We start from the raw sequence: 20986 nt of genomic DNA on the forward strand, positions 1-20986 counted from the left end.
TACCTCTTCGTACCTCAAGTCTTGGTACTGTTGGTTTTTTCGTAGGGTGTGAAAGCGCGAAGCGTAACGCACCGCAGTTTTTTCCTTAGTTTTTTCCTGATGTGTTGCCGATATGTCAGCCAGATATCTGCTGCTACGTCTCTCTAGCTGCGTAAGGAAAGACGGATTTGTGCCGCTTGCCCCAGGAGGGATTCCGCAAACGCGATCGCCTCTCCCGCCGACTTGCCTCCGGCGAGTTGGGCTAGTTCTTCCCGTCGTTGATGATTGGCTAAGGGCTGAACCCGTACCACTGTCCGCTGTCCAGGATCGTTTTCTGGATTATCTGCTGAGTAATCTACGGAATCAGCGGTGATGATTTTTTTGTGGACATGGAAATGATGGTCAGCCATTGCCGCGACAATGGGTTGGTGGGTGACAAATAAGATTTGCTGCCGATAACTGAGTTGGTGCAGTTTTTCGGCGATCGCCTGGGCTACTCTGCCGGAAACTCCCACGTCGATTTCGTCAAAGACTAAGGTTGAGGATACCTCTACATCGATAAAACAAGCTTTTAGGGCCAAGAGAAAACGACTCATTTCACCCCCTGAGGCGGTTTCACTCAAGGGTTGCAAAGGTTCCCCCGGATTGGGACTAAATAAAAAGGTGATCCGATCGGCGCCGGTACTGGTAGGGGCGATCGGTGTAATCTCTACTTCAAAGCGGACTTTATCCATTGCCAAGGGTCGGAGTTCTTCTAGTAGGCGATCGCTCAGGTTTCTCGCCCCTACTCGACGCAAATCCGTTAACTGGTTACAACGATTTTTCAGTTCCATCTCAGCTTGTGCCGCTGCTTGCTCTAATTTTTCTAAAGAGTCTTCCCCACTGGTGATTTCCGCGAGTTCCCCTTGTATGCGATGGTAATAGGCGATCGCTTCTGGCAAGCTAGGGCCATACTTGCGGCAAATCTTTTTCAGTTCATTAATTCGCTGTTCCACTTCTTCGAGACGGTCGGGATCCGCTTCCAAACTAGCACTATAGCGACTCATTTGCCGCCCCGCTTCCACCACATCGGTTAAGGCTTCTTTAACTAAATCCAAAACCGATTGTAACTCTGGATCGTATTGCACCATGTCGGCGATCGTGGACTCCACTTGACCCAGGAGATCCGCTGCGGCTTCCGACCCGAGATCGTTTTGGTAAAGGGCTTGATAAACTTGATAACTTTGTTGTTGCAGTTCTACTACATGACTAAGCCGTTGCCGTTCTTGCTCAAGCTGCGACAACTCTTCGGGATCGGTCAAAGCCGCTTCACCGAGTTCTTTGACTTGATATTGCAGGACATCTAAGCGTTGTAAGCGTTGTTGTTCTGATTTTCGCCGGTTTTCTAAGGTTTCTTGACATTTGCTGTAGTGGGTAAATGCTTGAGCGACCGCTTGCCGTTGCTGGATTAAATCGGCGCCCCCAAAAGCATCCAGCCAGTCTCGTTGTTTGGCTGGTTGTCCCAGTTGTGTGGTTTGACCTTGGGCGGTAATTTCCACGAGGCGATCGCGCAATGAATCCATCATTTTTCGATTCACCAAAATGCCATTGAGTCGAGAACGACTCCGCATGGCCCCAGTTCGATTCATACTCAGATCCCGACTGGCTACCAGCCACTTGCCATCTAGGGGATCGATTTCTTGTTCTCGTAACCATTCCGCCACCAATGGTGTGACCGCAAAAGTCGCCTCCACAAGCGATCGCTCCGTACCTGTGCGAATCATGCGCCCGTTAACTTTCCCGGCTAACGCCACATCCACCGCATCTAAAATAATTGATTTACCAGCACCAGTTTCCCCAGTTAGGACATTAAGACCTTGACCAAATTCTAATTCCAGATGGTCAACTAAAGCAAAATTTTCAATTCGCAGGGAGAGCAACATTAGATTTTTATCTAAGAGTAAAGTTGTAATGTTTAAAAGTTATTATCGTTTTTTTTGTGTGATTATCCATTGATTTTTTGTGTTGTCTTGAAAATTTTTCATCTTGTTATAAAATATCGATATTATATAAACGCTGAATTCCAATTTATTTATCATATTTATTTTAGATTGATTATTGGCTTTTATATTTAATTGAGCAGCCGGGATTTTATTTATGTGATTTTTTAGCCAATTTTCATCAATAGCAAAACCCCGGATGCTCTAGGTACGACCATGATGCTTCTTAATTTTTAGATGAAAAAGCGATCCAGCGCACCTATTATTTTCATATCCTTTCGTTAGACCTTAATTTTTCGCGATATTTTACGCTTCTTCCTCATCGGGACAAAACTCTAAACGGAGTTGAATTTTTCCTTTCCGCCATTGCTTACCCGGGCTAAGGACTTCGCAATCTATTCCTTCGGAAAATAGACTTTCTTCTTCTAATTTACTATGAATAATTGTCATAAATTCACTAACTTTGAACGTGCATTGAAACATTAAACTACTACCACTGGTAGAAATGACATCTCCTGCATGGAGAGCTTCAAATTTTTCCGCCATCACTATCTCCTTTATGGACTTATATGGACTTATTTTTACATCAAGGCTTTTGATGGTTATTGGTTATTCGTTATTCGTGATTTCCTTTTCCGGGCAAATAATCAATAACCAATAACCAATAACCAATAACAAGTATATAAAGTTTAGAAAAACCAACCGTAAGAGTGCAACCCTTTGCCCAAAAGATTGACCCCAAGATAGCAGATCCAAACGACCACAAAACCAGTGGCGGCTAAAATTGCCGGACGGCGACCTTGCCAACCCCGGGTAATCCGGGCATGAAGATAGGCGGCGAATACCAACCAGGTAATCAGCGCCCAAGTTTCTTTGGGATCCCAACTCCAGTAGGTGCCCCAAGCTTCATTGGCCCAAACTGCCCCGGCAATAATCCCAATGGTCAGCAGGGGAAATCCCAGACCAATGATCCGATAACTAATGTTATCCAGGGTTTCCGCAAGGCTGAGACGTTGCGGAGAGAGGGTGGTGGCTTCTTGGAATTGTCCGGCGGTTTTCACCTGCTTGGGTTCCAGGAGTGCCACGTTGGAGGAACTCCCAGGGCTGCCATTATTTTGGCTAAATCCGGCAACTTCGGCGGTGGTCATAGGGCTAAATTGATTGATGACTAAGGCGTCAGCCCCTAGTTGTAAGCGATTTTCTGAGTTGCGGTAGGCGCCGTTACCAATGGAACTGCCTCGGAGTTCCACCGCTTGTCCGCGAGTGACAATGAGGAAGGCGATCGCCAAGACCGCACCCACCATCAGGGTGGAATAACTCAGCATCATCACACTGACGTGCATCATCAGCCAGTTGGATTTGAGGGCGGGAACCAAGGGTTCTGCGGATTGCATTTGTGGCGGCAAGGTTAAAGCGGCAAAAGCGGTAATCCCCATTGCCACGGGTGCGGTAGCCACTCCCACCAACCGGCTGCGGCTCATATTTTCCGCAATCAAATGCATGGTGGTAATGCCCCAAGCCAGGAAAAAGAGCGATTCATACAAGTTACTCAAGGGAAAGTAACCGGCTTCGATCCAACGGGCACCGAGTAAGGTGGCCATGCAGAGGTTGGCGATCGCCATGCCACTGGTTCCCAAACCCCAGAGCAAAGGAATCCCCGGAAAGGCAGCACCCACCCAATAAAGCATCATAGTCACCAGCAATACGGCAAATGCTGCATTGTCCAGGTAATTCTGGAGTAATACCAGATTCATAAAAATTTCACCCCTTCAGTTATTTACCATTAATTTTCCAGTTCTTTCTATCAAAGCATAGTGGAAGCGTGAGAAACCCATTATCTTTATTTGTTATTTGTTATTTGTTATTTAATTAAAAATAGCAACAAGCAACAAGCAACAACAAATAAAGACTAATCTTTTGCCGGAGGCAATGGCCCCGGTGTGCCTGCGGTTTTCAGCCGGACAAAAATCTCATACTGGGCGGTTCGCGGACTGAGATTTGCTGCCGTGACCCCAATAGAACGAATACCGTTGACCATAGTTTTTTGGTCAGGAGGCAGTCTTAGCCAACTCGGAGGGTTTTGGTTAATGATACGTTCCACATCAATGAAGAATTGACCATTGTTCGGAGATAGCTGACTGGGAACCGCTTGTTGAAATTCCTGATTCATCCCCAGGGGATTGCTAGGTTTGGGGACAAATGTGGGACTCAGGGGCGCACCAAAGGTTAAAAACGCTAAATCACCATCAAGCCAGCCGTGAGTAACCTGTAAAGCACCATATTCTGAGGTCCAATTGACTATGGGTTCTTCGCCAATTTTTCCCGGTTCGACTTTAAAGTTATATTGCTCTGCCATCACCTGATCAAGCTGACGGAAAATATTTTCTCCTGCACGGCGATCGCTCGCTTTTACCATAAACACCAAGGCCGACTGAAACTTAGAGTCGTTGTTATTCTCACCAGCGGCGACTAACCCTAGAGCGAATTGTCCCGCCATCCAACTCAATAAATCTTTCTCTAAATCTAATTTAGTGGTGTTTTTAATCGCCGTGGGTAGCCAGTCAGGTTTCAGGGCTGCCAGGGGATTGGTTTGTGTTCCTTGGATATAGTCCTGCCATAACTGCTGTAAATTTTCCCCGGAAACCACCATTGAGGTTTCTGATGGTAGGCGGTTGAGGATGCTATCCCCGGGTTTGGGAATGGGATATTTGCGATCGCTATCAGCTTTTAGCCACGCGATACTCTGAAACCGGATTCCTTCTGGCTCGAGCATAACATTCGTCGCCATCCCCTGCTGTTGCTGCACAGAAGCTAAACTCTGGGGACTTACCGCCTGATCTAATTGCAAAGCAGTCACAGCGGCAGCGACAGGTATATTCACATAAAATTGAGCAAATGCTCTGGACTCGTCTAAATTAGCCCAAGCTTGTTTAACACCGGATCCCTCCCTCAGAGAACTTCCTTTTTTATAAGTGTCAATGGCGCGGTTAATCGCCTCCGAACTATTAGCGATCGCCAAATATTTGCCACCGATCACCGAGATCGAGTAATTTTCCGGAATTCGGTCAACGGTTTCTTTAATCTCAATTCCTTGATAAGTCCGGTCAACCCACTTCACTTGACCGACAGATTTCGGAGAGGCTAAAAATTGTTTAGCTTTGGCCGCATTAGCGATCGGCAACACCATCACCACCGACTGCGAGGCTAAAGTCCCTGGGGCGGTTGGTGGCGTCGATTCCTTTTCCTTTTCTGTCAAATTAAGACCCGGTGGCGGCAAAAAACCAATGGTGATTTCTCTGCCGACCCAAGGCTGCATATCTTCAACATAGTTATAGCCGTTGGCCGTTAAAAAGCGATCGCGCAGTTCGGTCAACTTCCCATCAAATATTTTTTGACTTTCTGGCGTACCAAACTGACGCAGCTTTGTCCATTGTCGCTCATCAGTCGTCACAGAAATCGCCATCAAAGTATTCTCAGGTAATAACTCACTTCCAAGCAAACCTTGGCTTTGGGATTGTTTGGAAGTAATCCCCCAAAATGTGGCAATTCCTCCAATCAGCACCAGGGTAGCGGCCCCGGTGGCAATCATTATATTTCGTTTATCTTGTGAAATCATCACTTTCATTCTCGGTTCAGGCTCACTTGCACTGATCAAATAGCTTTGCTTTATGTTCTCAGGGATCGCATCCTTAAATCATGGCCGTCAGCTTGTTGACATGGAAATCATCCGCCGATCTACCGGCTTATATAAGGTATCTCGTTGTTGAGGCTGACGACCAATCGAGGCGATCGCAGCTTGTAAAGTTTCTGGTTCCAGACAAGTCCCGCCAACTGCCCCGGCCATCGTTGTAATATGTTCTTCCATCAAAGTGCCGCCAATATCATTACACCCCCAATTCAGCGCTTCGGTTGCCCCCGCTAAACCCAGTTTCACCCAACTGGGCTGATGATTGGGAATCCAATCACCCAGAAACATTCGGGCAACCGCCGTCAAATGCAAGGTATCGGCCAAAACAGGCTGGTCACGGCCAACCCGACGACGCAACGGCGCCGGGGCTTCCCTACCGACCCCGTCCCCACCGACAAAAGGCAGCAAGATAAATTCCGTAATCCGCGCCGGGTAATTTCTTTCTATTGCCGTTTTTTGGAGCGATCGCAACTGGGCCAAATGGTTAACTTGCTGTTCTGGGGTTTCAATATGTCCACAAAGCATCGTACTGGTAGTGGGCATTCCCAAGCGATGGGCTGTACACACAATCTCTAACCAAGTCTGGCTATTCAACTTTTCAGGACAAATCACCTGTCTGATGCGATCGTCCAGCACCTCTGCCGCAGTTCCTGGCATCGAACCCGCCCCCGCATCCGCCAAAGCGCCAATCACCTGCTCATAAGTCAAACCATCCTCCCTAGCAATAAACTGCACTTCCTGGGGGGAAAAAGCGTGAAGATGTAAATCAGGAAAGCGATTTTTAATCGTTTGGACTAACTTGATGTAATAAGGTAAACAGGCGCCGCCAACCTTCGCTGCCGGATTCAACCCTCCTTGCATACAGATTTCCGTTGCCCCTCGCCTGACCCCTTCTGCCGCCTTTTGCTCGATTTGTTCCCAATCTAGCCAAAAAGCCCCCGCTGCACCGGCATCCCGCCGAAACGCACAAAAGCTACAATGTTGTTCACAAATATTGGTAAAATTAATATTCCGATTAATCACATAAGTCACCACATCTCCAACTTGCTGGCGTCTTAGTTGATTAGCCGTTTCTTGAATCATCAAGCGCACATCTGGATTCGTTACCTTGAGCAGTTGCACTGCTGCGGCCTCAGATAACTCATTACCAGCCAGTATCTTCTCAAGAAGTTGCTCAACAGTTATAGTAGTCACAGATCGCAATTAGGTGTAAGTCACTGGTTCTATTTTGACATTTTTTGGGTAAATTAATCTAACAGTTATTTATCTTTTTTTATTCCTTAGCCCATCAGTAAATCAACGACTTTTCAACGTTTCCTGATTTGTGAAAATCGGTGATCGGCCAAGTCGGAAGGGGCTGAGAAAAGATAAAAGATAAAAGAGAGGCTCTTTCCTCTCTCCTCTTGCCTCTCTCCTTCCGTTAGGGTTTACTAAATTCATCTATCTTATGATTCAGCGGAAACATCCAATCCGAGAGGTTGAATTGACTTCGGGGGCGATCGCTTATATAAAATAAAAATTTCACATTTATAGAACTTGCAATCGCCAATCATCGTCAATTATCAGAAATCATCAGAAATCATCCTCAAGATTTGTTTGCACAAAAAATGGAACCAGCAAAAATGGCCGCTCAAGCATCTAACAATCAAGAATCTAACACTCAAGAATCTAACACGAGAGCCGCTCATCAGCCTCCCAAAATCTCCGTGGTTGTTCCCATTTACAATGAAGTAGACAGCATCCCCCGACTAATTGATGCCATATCCTCCACCCTCAAACCGACGAACATCACTTATGAAATTATTTGTGTGGATGATGGCTCAAAAGATGGCTCTAGAAAGCTTCTCAAAGAAATTGCCGAACAAAGAACCGATCTCCGAGCGGTTCTTTTACGTCGCAACTATGGGCAAACTCCAGCAATGGCGGCTGGGTTTGAATATGCTAGAGGGGAAATTATTGTCACAATGGATGGGGATTTGCAAAATGATCCCACAGATATTCCCAGAGCGATCGCCAAACTAGAAGAAGGATATGATTTAGTCAGTGGTTGGCGGCAAAAAAGACAAGATGATGCGTTAACGAGACTCTTGCCTTCCAAAATTGCCAACTGGCTAATTGGGCAAGTCACTGGCGTTCAATTACATGACTATGGCTGCTCGCTAAAAGCTTATCGCAGTGAAATTGTTAGCGATCTTAACCTTTACGGGGAATTGCATCGGTTTTTGCCCGTATTAGCATTTATTGAAGGTGCCAGAATTACGGAAATTCCTGTATTACATCATGCGCGACAGTATGGAACCAGCAAGTATGGACTCAGCCGAACTTTCCGGGTCATCATGGATTTAATGACCATCTTTTTTATGAAGAAGTTTTTAACCCGACCCATGCACGTTTTTGGCTTGTTTGGCATTATATCCATGTTTTTGGGTACGGCATTAGGTATGTATTTAACTTTCCTAAAACTGGGTTTAGGACAAGCAATTGGCCAACGACCTTTGCTGATGTTGGCCGTGCTTTTATTGCTGACCGGAGTGCAGTTATTTTGTTTTGGAATATTATCAGAATTGATGATGCGAACTTACCATGAATCGCAAAACCGTCCGATTTACCGAGTTCGAGAAGTAGTTGATTCAAAGGTTCACCCCGATTTGACAAAAACTGAGTAAAATTTTAAGCTAGTAGCTATTAGCGATCAGCTATCACTAAGAACCTACTCGTGATTTAAATTCGCATAATCCCTATGAATTGGCTATTAGTAAATTATAGTTAAAAGAAGTCCCTGATAAGTTTAGATGTGGGACTTCTTTTTATCTGGGTGAAAATATAGACACTGAGAATTGTTTCAAGCAATTTAATCCAGTAATCATCTATTGTACGGTCAAGGTATAGCGTCCCCGTCCCCGATTATTTACCGTATTGGCTAAAATTCGATATTTGCCAGTGGTGGGTAAAGTAATCCGAATCGTAGAATTGGTGGTTTGAGAATTTCTATCGTCATTTTCTTCTAGGGCTCGACCGTCGGGACCGATTAAGACCAAATAAGTATCAAAATCATCACTATCCATGTTAATCGTGATTGTTTGACCGGCACGACCTTCAAATTGATAATCATCATATAAACTGCCATCAGAAGGGATAACCGCATCACCCACTGTGAGTTCTTCTTCTACTCGCAAAATCCACTGGTTGCCAATGGTGTTCGCTGATAAACGGTATGTGCCAAATTCTTGCCCTTGAGCCGAATTTGCCAGTAAAGTATAAGTTCCATTTTCCGGTAATGTCACCCGGATTTTGGCATTGCGGTTCTGCCCTCCATCATCGTCTTGAGCCAGTTCTTGTCCGGTGGTATCGAGTAAGATTAAATAGCTATCAATCTCATTACTACTCATTTCCAGAATTACTTCTTGACCCGCTTTGCCTTCAAATGTATAAATATCAAAAAAGCTACTATCGACTGGTAAAACATTCGCATCTTGGCTCAGGCTTCTTTCAATCGGTGACTGATTGAGGACTAAGGTTTCCGCCGGTCTCAGATTCCGTCGCTGTGGCCGACGCTGGGTAATTGCCGGGGCAGTTCCCTCTCGCACGGCGGTTAAAAAAGGTTGAATCCGGTCAGTAGAAATGGCAAAGCCAATGCCAATATTCCCTGTATTTTCTCTGGTGGTAAAAATAGCCGTATTTACGCCAATTAATTCACCGCGAGAATTAAGTAATGGCCCGCCAGAGTTGCCCGGATTAATTGCGGCGTCGGTTTGAATTAAACCTCTTTGTGGATCAATTCGGCTAATAATTCCGATGGTAAAGGTTCCCTGAAGACCGAAGGGATTGCCGATCGCAAATGCTCGTTGTCCCACTCTCACTGAATTGGGACTGGCAATAGGAATTGTAGGCAGATTATTTTGATCGCGAATTTTCAGCACCGCTAGGTCTAAGCCATGGTCAGCGACGGCAATAATGTCCGCTCTAAACCGTTGGCGATCGGCCATCACCACAGTGACAACATTAGTTCTAGCACTGGCAATAACGTGAGCATTGGTTAATACCAAGCCATCTGGGGTAATAATAGTACCACTGCCTCGCGATCCACTGACGGAAATAGAAACCACCGCCGGACTGGCTTTTTCATAAACCTGTATGTTTGTGTCTTCATCACCATTTTGAGCATGAGCAGGCAGGAGGCGAAACGGATCCGTCAAGGGGATCGCACCTGTTGTAATTGCTGCCGCTAACATTACAGATGTTGTGAAACGTAAAATCTGAGAATGGGAAGTCATAACTAAATGATGAAAAGTGTTTAATTTTGCCGACGATCAGCACGAATCTGTCGTTCCATACTTGTTTGTTGTTCGTTATTTGTTATTTGTTATTGGCTATTTGTTGTTTGTTGGGTAGGGATTCTTTGTTTGTTGGGTAGGGATTCTTTGGTTGTTGGTTGTTGGGTAGGGATTCTTTAGTTGTTGGTTGTTGGTTGTTTGTTGTTTGTTGGTTATTAATTCGCCCCTCTGCTCCTCCGCCTCTCCGCCGATGGCGGCCTCCTCCCCCCGCCGATGGCGGCCTCCTCCCCCCGCCGATGGCGGCCTCCTCCGCCGATGGCGGCCACCTCCGCCCCTCCGCCGATGGCGGCCACCTCTGCACCTCTGCACCTCTGCACCTCTGCCGATGGCGGCCACCCGATCGCGGCCTCACCACCACCAGCCGCTCACCGAGGATCCATTGGCACATTTAAAGGTTTGCCGGATTGGTCGTAGACTAAAATATCCCATTGGCCATTAGCACTGGATTCAAAGGCAATGGTACTGCCATCGGCACTAATGGTAGGATGACGAACTTGGGCAGGGAGGTTAGCAGTAAGATTTCTCAATTGACGAGTTTCTCGATCGTACAAATAAATGTCGGTGTTGTCTTGTTGAATGCGAGTAAACACAATATAACGTCCGTCTTGAGAAATCCCTGGGTCTGAGGCGATCGCATCCAAACTATTTAACCCGGGCAAATCAATCAAACGCCGACTTAACCCATCAAACAGATAAATATCTTGGCGTCCTAATCGGTCAGAGGCAAATACAATATAACGTCCAGCAACTTGAGGGCTAAGTTCATCAAACTGCGAATTTAACCCCCGTCCTCCAGTATCAAAGGGAAAACTAAGCATCCGGGGATAAATAGTGCAACTACTTAAAATCGTCGCGATCGCGGGGGGAAGAAGGAATTTAAGGACTTTGGCGATTTTCATGGCGTCCAAGGGGCTTCAGGTGCTTCAGGGGCAGGGGCGAACCAACAACAAATAACAAATAACAAATAACAAGGTTATGGGGTCAAAGATGGGGCAAGGGGTACACCATCGAGTAAATCTAATTCTATGTTTGGGCCTCGGTCAATTACCCCAATATCCCACTGACCGCGTAACCCATTTTCAAACACAATATAGCGACCATCGGGACTAATCCGAGGGTTGCGGATACTGCCTTGGTAGGCTTCGTAAATAATTCTAGATTGCCGAATTAAGCGATCGTAAACCACGATCGCCGGTCTCCCTTGGTCATTGGTGAGATAACTAATATAACGGGCGGTATTACTAACACTAGGCCGAGAAGCGATCGCCTCTGGTTGATTTAAACCGGGCAACTCTACAAATTGTCGCTGTTGTAAATCATACAACCAAACATTATGACTCCCACTGCGATTAGAAACAAACGCTAAAAAACGACCATCCGCACTCAAAGCCGGATGTTGTTCTGTGGCCCGACTATTTAAAGAAGTTGGGTCAATCGGCACAGTAGTAGAAGTACAGCCACCCATCAACGCCGCGAGACTTACCGTGAAGCTGACAGTCAGCCAATACCGGATTTTCTGGATCACACGAAATTTTTTCACGTTCAGGTTAGACTATCAATAATAGAACCGAACGACATCGGCTTATTGGTTTGTAACTTCAATTGATATAAACTTTAAGCCCTTGATTAATTAACCTGTGGTCAATTTTGGCTCAATTTTGCTTGATAATTTCAAGATGATTTGAAGATGATTTCAATATGATGGTAAAAATAGAAACTGGGGAAATTTTTCGTTAATTTCGAGCGCACTTATCACCATAATTTTTGCAGCCCATACCAACCAAATGCTCAAAAGATAAACATAGTTGGCAAAATTATCGTTGGCAAAATTATCATTGGCTGATGACTTTTTCCGGTTTTTTCCCCAAGTTTCTTAACCCAAACCTATTTAGGCGATCGCCTAGTTACGTATCAAACTGTCCAGCATTATCATCCTCATCATCCCGTTGTGGATCGATGGGCTGATAATCCACATAATCCGTGGGGGTCGGATCGAGATCATCTTCAAAATCCCGCCGATTCGTTGGGGGTTCTTCCGCAGGACTAGGCTTTCGGCGTCTCGACGGATCTTCTGGTCTGGGACTGGCAGTAGTAGAAGCGCGACGGGAATAATAGGAAGCGTCATCGGTTTCCACAGAAGCTTGCCATTGCTCAGTTCTCGGATTCATAGAAGGATCTGATGGAGGCCGACGGCGGGGCTGACGATCCGAGTTAGTCGGGCGATCGTAGTCACCACTAGGGCGTCTACTGCTGCTAGGGCGGCTTGAAGATCGTCTAGGTAGATCATCTTCATAATATGAACTTCGAGACGGACGAGACTCTTGGGTCCCTCGGATGCGACGCCGAGTAATCGCCAACTCAGCATCGTAGGGTTCAATTTGATCCAATTCCGCATCGACTCGGTAAACATCGCTCACCGGACGGCGTTCATCAACGATTGGCGCTTGTCGTCTAGCTTGGGCAGTCGTCACCCCCCGTAAACGAATATTTTCAAAAGCAAAGAAAATCGCCGATCCACCGAGCAGAATTTGCCCGAACTGCATAATCGGATCGAAGCGCCATCCGTAAAAGAACAAAATCCCGCCACAGAGTAAAGCCACCGCCGCAAAAAACAGATCGTAATCTCGCGAGAGTTCTGGGCGCCAAGACCTGACGGCGTACAGCCCTACCCCGCCGATCGCCAGGGCAATGCCCACAATACTCGCTAAGTTAAGACTAAAATTTACCATTGTTTTTCTCCTTTACTTGTCCTATGTTAGCGAGTGCCAGTTCAAATCAGAAATCCTTTCATAAATCCCTAGCCTGATGCTGACAATTGCATCAGGTTTACGGAAAAATCGAGAAAACCTCAGACTAGGAGGCTTTGGGCAATAGAGCATAATGGCGCTTCCCAAAGAATCTAGCTGAGGCTTCTAAAGGTTTTGCCCGATTTAAAACCGGCGCTCAATTTTATCTTTTTGGCTGAGGAAGATTAAGGCAATGGTTGCGGGGATTACCACAATCACAGTACCCCAAAGCAGACTCCAGAAAAAATTGGCCAATGAAGGTGTCATAGTTATTGATTCCTTAAGAGAACGATTGATTTTTTTCAATTTTAGTTGAATGTTGCTCTGTTGAGAAGTTTATCGTACAGGACTTACGCCTGGATTAAAATCATATATTTTATGTTATTTTTTATCTGTTATCTGTTATTTTTAAATTCGGCGGGGGAGCGGAGGAGCTTCTGGTGCTGAGGAGACAAAGCCCCCGTGCTCGATGGGCGACTCGATTGGCGGCTCCCCATCCCTCCGGATCGCTTGCTCCCAAATAACCAATAACAAGTAATTAATAAGTAATAAAAAATAAATCCTATTAATCAAAGCCTGATTTTGGTAATATTATTTTTAACAAAACTTAAAAGCTGCGGAAAAAAACGATGACACCTGTAACAATAACTGGCTTAATCCTGGGAATTTTATTCGCCCTGATGACTCTATTATTTATTTTTCGGATTGTGTTAACTTGGTATCCTCAAATTGATTTAAATCAGTTTCCTTTTAGTTTGGTGGCTTGGCCAACGGAACCTTTTTTAGCGCCAACTAGAAAAATTATTCCCCCTTTAGGCGGTGTGGATATTAGTCCAGTGATTTGGGTGGGAATTTTTAGCTTGTTACGAGAAATGCTGGTTGGTCAACAAGGGCTGATTACGATGATGCATTAAATGCATTAATAAGAATTACCCATTAACTATATTTGGATGGTGGGCAATGCCCACCAACTCCTAGGTATAGTTTGATTAGCCAATATTGGCGGTGGCGTAATTTATGATAAAAATTTAACCAGATATATTTCTGATAATCTTGATAGATATAACCTAAAATAAATATATGCTAAAAAATTACATTACAGCGGTTTTGTGAATTAATCAAGGATAGAAAAAACTGTAGAGGCAATTCGCGAATTGCCTCTACATAACATAATAAATAATAAATCAACTTATTATTTATTGGTTATTAAAATGACAATATTTGGGAAAAATATTGAAATATTTTAATCTATTGGCGTTATAAACCTTACATTGTGGCCTGCAAAAACATGGATGGCAATGAAAATAAAATTATTTATTGTAAAAAAAATCAATAAAAAGGGTTTTAGATTTATTATAAGATCCTTTTTATTGATTGTGATGCTTTTTCTGCCAAGATGTTAACTCTTATTCATCATGTTTTCCACAAAGTTGGTGTAAACTTCCCCAGCTAAGAAATCTGGCTCTTCGAGGATTTTTTGATGAAATGTAATGGTTGTGGGTAATCCCGTGATGGCGCATTCTCTTAAGGCGCGTTTCATCCGTTTAATTGCCGCAGGGCGATCGGGACCCCAGACAATTAGTTTAGCAATTAAAGAGTCATAATAAGGGGGGATTTCATAGTCGGTGTAAACGTGAGAATCCCAACGGACTCCTGGCCCTCCCGGTGGTAAAAAGCCGGTGATTCTTCCGGGATGAGGGCGGAAGTTGCGATCGGGATCTTCGGCGTTAATCCGACATTCGATCGCATGACCTGTCAGGTTTACTTGGTCTTGGGTGACTTGTAATTTTTCCCCTTGGGCAACGCGAATTTGCTCGGCAATTAAATCAAATCCAGAAATTACTTCTGTAACCGGGTGTTCTACTTGAATCCGAGTATTCATTTCCATGAAATAAAAATGACCGGAACTATCTAAGAGAAATTCCACCGTACCGGCGCCGGTATAACCAATGGATTTGGCTGCTAATACCGCCGCCCGACCCATTTTTTGCCGTAATTTTGGCGTTAACGCTGGACTAGGGGATTCTTCTAAGAGTTTTTGATGTCGGCGTTGAATGGAACAGTCCCGTTCACCCAGGTGTATGACATTGCCGTAGTTGTCAGCGAGGATTTGAAATTCAATATGACGAGGGCGATCGATAAATTTTTCCATATAAAGCCCAGGATTACCAAAAGCGGCTTGGGCTTCCCCTTGGGCAGCGGCAAATAACTTACCGAGTTCATCGGCAGACTTGACCAAACGCATCCCCCGACCACCCCCCCCAGCGGTGGCTTTCAGCATCACAGGATAACCAATTTCTCTCGCGAGTTCTTCGGCTTCGGCCATATCCGTCAGCAATCCCTGACTACCGGGAACTGTGGGAACTCCGGCTTTTTGCATGGTTTTCTTTGCCGTGGATTTATCCCCCATTGCCAGAATTGCTTCAGGAGTAGGGCCAATAAAGGCAATTTGGTGATCCGCGCAAATTTCCGCAAACCGAGCATTTTCCGCTAAAAAGCCATAGCCCGGGTGAATCGCCGAGGCGTTATGGGTTAAGGCGGCGGCAATAATATTGGGAATATTGAGATAACTTTTACTACTGGGTGCTTCACCGATACAAACCGCTTCATCCGCCAATTGAACATGGAGCGCTTGACGGTCAATAGTGGAATGAACAGCAACCGTAGCAATTCCCATTTCCTCACAACTGCGAAGAATACGAAGCGCGATTTCCCCTCGATTGGCGATAAGAATTTTGTCAAATTTCATTTATTCACTGTCCCCTCGCTCATAATGTCAAACTGATTATCGTATCATGGCAGGGGAGCGGGGGAGCGGATGGTGCGGATGGTGCGGGGGAGTGGAGGGGCAGGGAAGGCGTTTACGGATAACTAATATTTTTTTCAGATTTTTTTCAGAAAAAGTCTTGCGTTGTCTTGAGTGAATGTGATATATTAGTTAAGCCATGCGGATATGGTGGAACTGGTAGACACGCACGCTTGAGGGGCGTGTGGGGAGACCCTTGCGAGTTCGAGTCTCGCTATCCGCATAATCCCTAAAGCTTTATACATAAGGCTTTAGGGATTTTTTTTCTGTGTATTTGATCTGGTTGGACGTAGGGGGAATTTTTTCATGTTCGATTTGTATGGCGATGGGATTCTATGGCGATGGGAAATGTTCTTTAATAAGAGATGACAGATAACAGATATTTAATAAAATTAATTGCCGAAAGATGATAGGATGTGCCATTGGCAGTAGGTAATTTGGGCAAGGGGAAAATGCCAAAAATTTGGGAATTAGATTTTTATTCTCGACCGATTTTAGATGAGAACGGTAAGAAAGTCTGGGAAGTGCTTTTGTGTGAAACTCCGGTGGTGATTTCACAAGATGCTCCTTTATTTCGGTTTAGTAAGTTTTGTCCGAGTACCGAGGTGAATTCGATTTGGCTGCAAGGGGCGATCGCAGAGGCGATCGCGGCTGCTCCGATTCCACCCACAGCGATTCGCTTTTTCCGGCAGCAGATGAAAAATATGATTACCAAGTCTTGTCAAGATTTGGGCATTGATGCGGTGCCGTCTCGCCGGACGATCGCGCTGCAAGGGTGGCTGGAAGAACGCATGGCACAAGTTTATCCTCAAGATCCAAATTACCAAGCGGCAGCACCGACGGCATCGGTGCGAATGGAGTCAGCCCCGGCATCTCTGCTACCGGATGCTTTGTTGGGCGAAAAATGGGCTTTTGTGAGTTTGGCGGTAAGTGATTTCGCCGATTTAAATGAATGGGATATTGGGTTTGGGGAGGTTTTCCCAATTTTAGGGGAAAAAAGTTTGGTGCCGGAGTTGACCCCTGAAAGTCGCATTCCGGGAGTGATTATTTTTTCTTCACGGGCGACGGCTTTGGCTGCGTGGATGTCTGGCTTAGATTTGGCCTTTTTGTCCATACAGCAAGAACGACCAGCCCGATTATTCCTGGAAACTGGAGGGTGCGATCGCTGGATTTTAGCGAATATTGTCAATGCTCAAACTCTGTCGGAAGCCCAGGGATTTTTGGCGGCTAAGGAAAAAGCCCAGCAAGTGCATTTTCTGGCGGTTCAATCTAATCCAGAGTCGGCATCTTTTGCGGGATTTTGGCTGTTAAAGCAAATTAAACTGCCTTAATTTGGTGCGTTACGGCAGGCTGGTGAATTTTGTTGATAGTTCATAAATAAATTTGTAAATAAATTTGTAAATAAATTTGTTTGGCCTGCCAAACGCACCCTCCCTCTACTATCTCTACATAAAGCGTGGCGATTCGTGATTAATTAATCATCGGTTTTATAAGTGGTTTGGTACTCCCAAGGAAATAGGAGAAGTCATGGGGTCTGGTAGTTTACATTCGGAAGAACTGGCGATCGCTTTACTAGAACTGGCGCAACGGTCGGGGGCTGAAGCCGCCGAGGTTTTACAGTCTCGATCGCACTGTAGCCCGGTGTTTTTCGAGGCCAACCGGCTGAAAGAATTGCAAAGTTCTGAGTCAGAAGGGACAGCCTTACGAGTTTGGCGCAATAGTCGTCCGGGTATTGCGGTGGCTTATGGCCCAGTCAACCCACAAGTGTTAGTGGATCGGGCTTTGAGTCTGAGTGAACTGAATCAACCGGAAACTATTGAACTGACTCAGGGAACCACGATCGCTTATGCGGATGATGGTAAAGCGGTGCTGGTGGAACAGTTACTCAGTTGGGGGAAAGAGGCGATCCTGCGAGTCCGAGAAGTTTACCCCGATGTCCTCTGTACCGTTGATTGTGACTGTGAATTAGAAAGCACTCGTTTAATTAACTCTCTCGGTTTAGATGTTCGTCACCAAGATACAACCCTCCACTTTGCTATGTCTGTGGACTGGGTGCGCGGCGATGATTTTTTAACCGCCAGCGATGGTATTTCCACACGGGGTGATTTAGATCCCCAGGCGATCGCCAATCAGATTATCCAACGCTTAGACTGGGCACAAGAGAATGTCGAACCTTGTAGCGGACGGGTGCCGATTTTATTTACCTCTAAAGCGGCAGATATGTTGTGGGGGACGTTGCACGCGGCGTTAAATGGCAAACGAGTGCTCGAGGGTTCCTCTCCCTGGAGTGAATACAAGGGCACCCAGGTGACTCACGAGGCAATTACCATTTCCCAAGAACCGGATATCGGCCCATTTAGTTGTCCTTTTGATGATGAGGGCACGCCAACTCAGCATCTTGTGTTTATTCAAGATGGGGTATTGCAAAATTTTTATTGCGATCGCACCACGGGCAGACTACTGGGTCAACAGACTACGGGCAATGGGTTTCGCCCTGGGTTGGGCAGTTATCCCACCCCCGGTCTATTTAATTGGTTAGTGAAACCAGGCGATCGCTCTTTCATGGATTTAATCGCCGAACTTGAAGATGGCATCATTGTGGATCAAATCCTCGGCGGTGGTGCAGGTATTTCTGGGGATTTTTCTATCAATGTGGACTTAGGCTATCGGGTGAAAAAAGGCCAAATCATTGGCCGAGTCAAAGACACAATGGTAGCAGGAAATGTCTACACCGCTTTAAAGCAATTGATGCAACTGGGTGCTGACGCGGAATGGAATGGGTCTTGTTACACCCCTTCATTAATTGTCGGCGGTTTATCAGTCACCGGGCGGCAACTATAAAGTTATTGGTAGGAGCGCCAGTAGGGGCGAGAAAGCTTTCTCGCCCCGATTTTTTATTTTTTGATGATTGGTTACTGATGATTGCATGGCTGGGGCAAGCTTCTTTATTCGTTATTGGTGATTAGTTATTTACCCTAAATAACTAATCACCAATAACGAATAAAGAATCAAAATAATTAACAATTCTTAATTGTTTTGAGGAATTTTCGGGCAATTTAGTAATATTACTTAGTCTATTCGGCCAATTACTTAAAGAAGTGTAACAGTTCTTGACAAAGTAGGGAGACTCGGTAACGCTCGGTGATAACATTCGATGAAAATTGCGTAAAAATTTTTGGCAAGCGAGAACCATCTATGGCAGAAACCCTGACAGGACAACCTCCAAAGTTCGGTGGCAGCACCGGCGGCTTGTTGAGCAAAGCAACCCGTGAAGAAAAATATGCAATCACTTGGACTAGCAAAAAAGAACAAGTGTTTGAAATGCCCACTGGCGGCGCGGCAATTATGAATGAAGGGGAAAACCTTCTTTATGTCGCCCGTAAAGAGCACGCTTTGGCTTTGGGTACTCAATTGCGTACCAAATTCAAGCCCAAAATCGAGGATTACAAAATCTATCGGATTTATCCCAGTGGAGAAACCGAGTATCTCCATCCCAAGGATGGCGTGTTCCCCGAAAAAGTGAACGAAGGTCGTCCCTATGTAGGTAAGATCGATCGCAAGATTGGCAACAATCCCGAACCTGCCACACTGAAGTTCAGCGGCAAAAATCCTTACGACGCCTAGTTGTTTGGCCGATCGCCTAGTTCTACTGACAAATCCTTTGTCATAAACCGTGGGAAGGTAGCACAGTTGTGCTACCTTCCTTATTGTTATGCCGTCGTTATGCCGTCAATAACTAATAACTAATAACTAATAAATAATAAATAATAAATAATAAATAATAAATAATAAATAATAAATAACAAATAATAGCTAATAACTAATAACTAATATTCTCCGTTACCTGTCAAATTATGATTTTTCCTGAATTTTCCGAATTCTCTCATCTAGCCACACAAGGTAATTTTGTGCCGGTGTATCAAGAGTGGGTGGCAGATTTGGATACCCCAGTTTCTGCTTGGTATAAGGTTTGTGCCGGTCAGCCCTACAGCTTTCTGTTGGAATCCGTCGAAGGTGGCGAAAAAATTGGCCGCTATAGTTTTTTAGGTTGCGATCCTTTGTGGATTTTATCCGCCAAAGGCAATCAAACGACGAAAACTTATCGGGGTGGTAAGGAGGAAATCTTTTCCGGGGATCCGTTTGTGGTGCTGACTGACTGCCTGAAATCGATCGCCCCTGTGAAGTTACCCCAGTTACCCCCTGGAGTTGGTGGTTTGTTTGGCTTTTGGGGATATGAACTGATTCGGTGGATGGAACCCAGAGTCCCGGTTGATCCAGCCCAAGAGAATGATTTACCTGATGGGTTGTGGATGCAGGTAGATAATTTGTTGATTTTTGACCAAGTGAAGCGGAAAATTTGGGCGATCGCCTTCGCGGATTTACGGGATCCAGCGGTATCCCTCCAGGAAGCTTATCAACAAGCGTGCGATCGGGTGAAAACTCTGGTCAATAAATTGCAAATGCCCCTCTCTACCGAGGACACGGTGCTAGAGTGGAAACCCCCCCGGAGTCAGGGAAATCCGTCTTCCCCAGGGCAAGCGGACTATCTCTATACCAGCAATATCTCCAAAGAGCAATTCTGTCAAAATGTCCTAAAAGCCAAAGACTACATCAAAGCAGGGGATATTTTCCAAGTAGTAATTTCCCAGCGGCTATCAACGGAATTCAGCGGCGATCCGTTTGCCCTCTATCGTTCTTTGCGCTTAATTAATCCTTCCCCGTACATGGGATATTTTCACTTCAAAGATTGGCAAATTATTGGCTCATCCCCGGAAGTGATGGTAAAAGCCGAAAATGCACCGGGCAAAGGTAAAATAGCTTCCCTGCGTCCGATCGCGGGCACCCGACCACGGGGGCAAACTCCCCAGGAAGATGCGGCATTAGCGGAAGACTTACTCCAAGACCCCAAGGAAATTGCCGAGCACGTCATGTTAGTAGACTTGGGGCGCAATGACCTGGGACGAGTCTGCGTGAAAGGGTCGGTGAAAGTTGATGAATTAATGGTGATTGAGCGTTATTCTCATGTGATGCATATTGTGAGTAACGTAGTCGGACAGCTTGAAGAGAGTAAAACCGCATGGGATTTACTCAAAGCCTGTTTTCCAGCGGGAACCGTCAGCGGCGCCCCCAAAATTCGAGCCATGGAAATTATCAATGAGTTAGAACCTTGTCGTCGGGGTCCTTATTCTGGGGTTTATGGCTATTACGATTTTGAGGGTCAACTGAATACGGCGATCGCCATTAGAACGATGGTCGTCCGGGCAAACGACCAAGGCAAACTCACCGTATCGGTGCAAGCGGGGGCTGGTTTAGTTGCGGACTCTGACCCAGAGAAAGAATACGAAGAAACCCTCAATAAAGCCAGAGGGTTACTTGAAGCGATTCGCTGTCTAGTTCGTTAACTTAACTGATTC

General features: G+C 45.5%; 17 protein-coding genes and 1 tRNA gene. 7 read left to right on the plus strand and 11 right to left on the minus strand.

Translation table 11 applies throughout. The features are described from left to right. Positions 1-143 precede the first annotated feature (143 nt). The 5 genes from recN to cofH form a co-directional block, all read right to left on the minus strand. Positions 144-1901: a DNA repair protein RecN gene (gene recN / locus AM228_RS19460; RefSeq protein WP_054468331.1), complete on the minus strand. Its 1758-nt coding sequence runs from the start codon at positions 1899-1901 to the stop codon at positions 144-146. Positions 1902-2264: 363 nt separating this feature from the next. Next, complete coding sequence (locus AM228_RS19465; RefSeq protein ID WP_054468333.1) at positions 2265-2504, minus strand: KGK domain-containing protein; 240 nt, start codon at positions 2502-2504, stop codon at positions 2265-2267. A 143-nt stretch (positions 2505-2647) separates the two neighbouring features. Next, positions 2648-3712: a c-type cytochrome biogenesis protein CcsB gene (ccsB, locus tag AM228_RS19470; RefSeq protein ID WP_054468335.1), complete on the minus strand. Its 1065-nt coding sequence runs from the start codon at positions 3710-3712 to the stop codon at positions 2648-2650. A gap of 155 nt (positions 3713-3867) precedes the next feature. Next, a complete protein-coding gene (locus AM228_RS19475) occupies positions 3868-5574 on the minus strand; it encodes a DUF3352 domain-containing protein (RefSeq protein WP_072160859.1) in 1707 nt (568 codons plus the stop codon). An 87-nt stretch (positions 5575-5661) separates the two neighbouring features. Beyond that, positions 5662-6840, minus strand: a complete 1179-nt coding sequence (gene cofH / locus AM228_RS19480) for a 7,8-didemethyl-8-hydroxy-5-deazariboflavin synthase subunit CofH (RefSeq protein ID WP_054468339.1) — start codon at positions 6838-6840, stop codon at positions 5662-5664. A gap of 413 nt (positions 6841-7253) precedes the next feature. On the opposite strand from cofH, the gene AM228_RS19485 reads away from it, so the two are divergent. Continuing rightward, a complete protein-coding gene (locus tag AM228_RS19485; protein WP_156331911.1) occupies positions 7254-8312 on the plus strand; it encodes a glycosyltransferase family 2 protein in 1059 nt (352 codons plus the stop codon). Between the two features lie 201 nt (positions 8313-8513). On the opposite strand, the gene AM228_RS19490 is transcribed toward AM228_RS19485, so the two are convergent. The 5 genes from AM228_RS19490 to psbX all read right to left on the minus strand — a co-directional run bounded on the left by AM228_RS19490 (position 8514) and on the right by psbX (position 13033). Further along, positions 8514-9920, minus strand: coding sequence for a trypsin-like peptidase domain-containing protein (locus AM228_RS19490; RefSeq protein WP_054468340.1), 1407 nt, complete (start codon positions 9918-9920; stop codon positions 8514-8516). 425 nt (positions 9921-10345) lie between these two features. Further along, positions 10346-10879, minus strand: coding sequence for a TolB family protein (locus AM228_RS19500; RefSeq protein ID WP_054468344.1), 534 nt, complete (start codon positions 10877-10879; stop codon positions 10346-10348). Between the two features lie 74 nt (positions 10880-10953). Then, entirely contained in the window at positions 10954-11520 is a 567-nt protein-coding gene (locus tag AM228_RS19505) for a hypothetical protein (RefSeq protein WP_231636872.1), read from the minus strand. 364 nt (positions 11521-11884) lie between these two features. Next, positions 11885-12709, minus strand: coding sequence for a Ycf66 family protein (locus AM228_RS19510; RefSeq protein WP_054468346.1), 825 nt, complete (start codon positions 12707-12709; stop codon positions 11885-11887). Positions 12710-12910: 201 nt separating this feature from the next. After that, positions 12911-13033 (minus strand): photosystem II reaction center X protein, encoded by a 123-nt coding sequence (psbX, locus tag AM228_RS19515; RefSeq protein WP_054468348.1) that lies wholly within the window; start codon positions 13031-13033, stop codon positions 12911-12913. Between the two features lie 362 nt (positions 13034-13395). Between psbX and AM228_RS19520 the strand changes: the two genes are divergently transcribed. Next, complete coding sequence (locus tag AM228_RS19520; protein ID WP_054468350.1) at positions 13396-13680, plus strand: YggT family protein; 285 nt, start codon at positions 13396-13398, stop codon at positions 13678-13680. A 485-nt stretch (positions 13681-14165) separates the two neighbouring features. Here AM228_RS19520 and accC read toward each other — a convergent pair whose 3' ends face one another. Beyond that, entirely contained in the window at positions 14166-15515 is a 1350-nt protein-coding gene (gene accC / locus AM228_RS19525; protein WP_054468352.1) for an acetyl-CoA carboxylase biotin carboxylase subunit, read from the minus strand. 198 nt (positions 15516-15713) lie between these two features. Here accC and AM228_RS19530 point away from each other — a divergent pair. From AM228_RS19530 to trpE, 5 genes are all read left to right on the plus strand, one after another. Next, positions 15714-15795: transfer RNA gene (locus AM228_RS19530), tRNA-Leu, on the plus strand. Positions 15796-16024: 229 nt separating this feature from the next. After that, positions 16025-16903 carry a Tab2/Atab2 family RNA-binding protein gene (locus AM228_RS19535; RefSeq protein ID WP_054468355.1) on the plus strand — a complete coding sequence of 293 codons (879 nt, stop codon included), beginning with the start codon at positions 16025-16027 and terminating at the stop codon, positions 16901-16903. A gap of 196 nt (positions 16904-17099) precedes the next feature. After that, positions 17100-18413 (plus strand): TldD/PmbA family protein, encoded by a 1314-nt coding sequence (locus AM228_RS19540; RefSeq protein WP_054468358.1) that lies wholly within the window; start codon positions 17100-17102, stop codon positions 18411-18413. A 354-nt stretch (positions 18414-18767) separates the two neighbouring features. After that, positions 18768-19196 (plus strand): photosystem I reaction center subunit II PsaD, encoded by a 429-nt coding sequence (locus tag AM228_RS19545; RefSeq protein ID WP_054468360.1) that lies wholly within the window; start codon positions 18768-18770, stop codon positions 19194-19196. Between the two features lie 230 nt (positions 19197-19426). Then, on the plus strand, positions 19427-20974 hold the full coding sequence (gene trpE, locus AM228_RS19550; protein WP_054468362.1) for an anthranilate synthase component I: 1548 nt from the start codon (positions 19427-19429) through the stop codon (positions 20972-20974). The last annotated feature ends 12 nt before the right edge of the window (positions 20975-20986 follow it).

Source organism: Planktothricoides sp. SR001, assembly GCF_001276715.1.
Classification (GTDB): domain Bacteria; phylum Cyanobacteriota; class Cyanobacteriia; order Cyanobacteriales; family Laspinemataceae; genus Planktothricoides; species Planktothricoides raciborskii.

What these genes read in the sequence shown, in the direction of transcription:
- recN (WP_054468331.1), bottom strand. Translation starts at nt 1,901, where the DNA reads ATGTTGCTCTCCCTGCGAATTGAAAATTTTGCTTTAGTTGACCATCTG.
- AM228_RS19465 (WP_054468333.1), bottom strand. Translation starts at nt 2,504, where the DNA reads ATGGCGGAAAAATTTGAAGCTCTCCATGCAGGAGATGTCATTTCTACC.
- ccsB (WP_054468335.1), bottom strand. Translation starts at nt 3,712, where the DNA reads ATGAATCTGGTATTACTCCAGAATTACCTGGACAATGCAGCATTTGCC.
- AM228_RS19475 (WP_072160859.1), bottom strand. Translation starts at nt 5,574, where the DNA reads ATGATTTCACAAGATAAACGAAATATAATGATTGCCACCGGGGCCGCT.
- AM228_RS19485 (WP_156331911.1), top strand. Translation starts at nt 7,254, where the DNA reads ATGGAACCAGCAAAAATGGCCGCTCAAGCATCTAACAATCAAGAATCT.
- AM228_RS19490 (WP_054468340.1), bottom strand. Translation starts at nt 9,920, where the DNA reads ATGACTTCCCATTCTCAGATTTTACGTTTCACAACATCTGTAATGTTA.
- AM228_RS19500 (WP_054468344.1), bottom strand. Translation starts at nt 10,879, where the DNA reads ATGAAAATCGCCAAAGTCCTTAAATTCCTTCTTCCCCCCGCGATCGCG.
- AM228_RS19510 (WP_054468346.1), bottom strand. Translation starts at nt 12,709, where the DNA reads ATGGTAAATTTTAGTCTTAACTTAGCGAGTATTGTGGGCATTGCCCTG.
- psbX (WP_054468348.1), bottom strand. Translation starts at nt 13,033, where the DNA reads ATGACACCTTCATTGGCCAATTTTTTCTGGAGTCTGCTTTGGGGTACT.
- AM228_RS19520 (WP_054468350.1), top strand. Translation starts at nt 13,396, where the DNA reads ATGACACCTGTAACAATAACTGGCTTAATCCTGGGAATTTTATTCGCC.
- accC (WP_054468352.1), bottom strand. Translation starts at nt 15,515, where the DNA reads ATGAAATTTGACAAAATTCTTATCGCCAATCGAGGGGAAATCGCGCTT.
- AM228_RS19535 (WP_054468355.1), top strand. Translation starts at nt 16,025, where the DNA reads ATGCCAAAAATTTGGGAATTAGATTTTTATTCTCGACCGATTTTAGAT.
- AM228_RS19540 (WP_054468358.1), top strand. Translation starts at nt 17,100, where the DNA reads ATGGGGTCTGGTAGTTTACATTCGGAAGAACTGGCGATCGCTTTACTA.
- AM228_RS19545 (WP_054468360.1), top strand. Translation starts at nt 18,768, where the DNA reads ATGGCAGAAACCCTGACAGGACAACCTCCAAAGTTCGGTGGCAGCACC.
- trpE (WP_054468362.1), top strand. Translation starts at nt 19,427, where the DNA reads ATGATTTTTCCTGAATTTTCCGAATTCTCTCATCTAGCCACACAAGGT.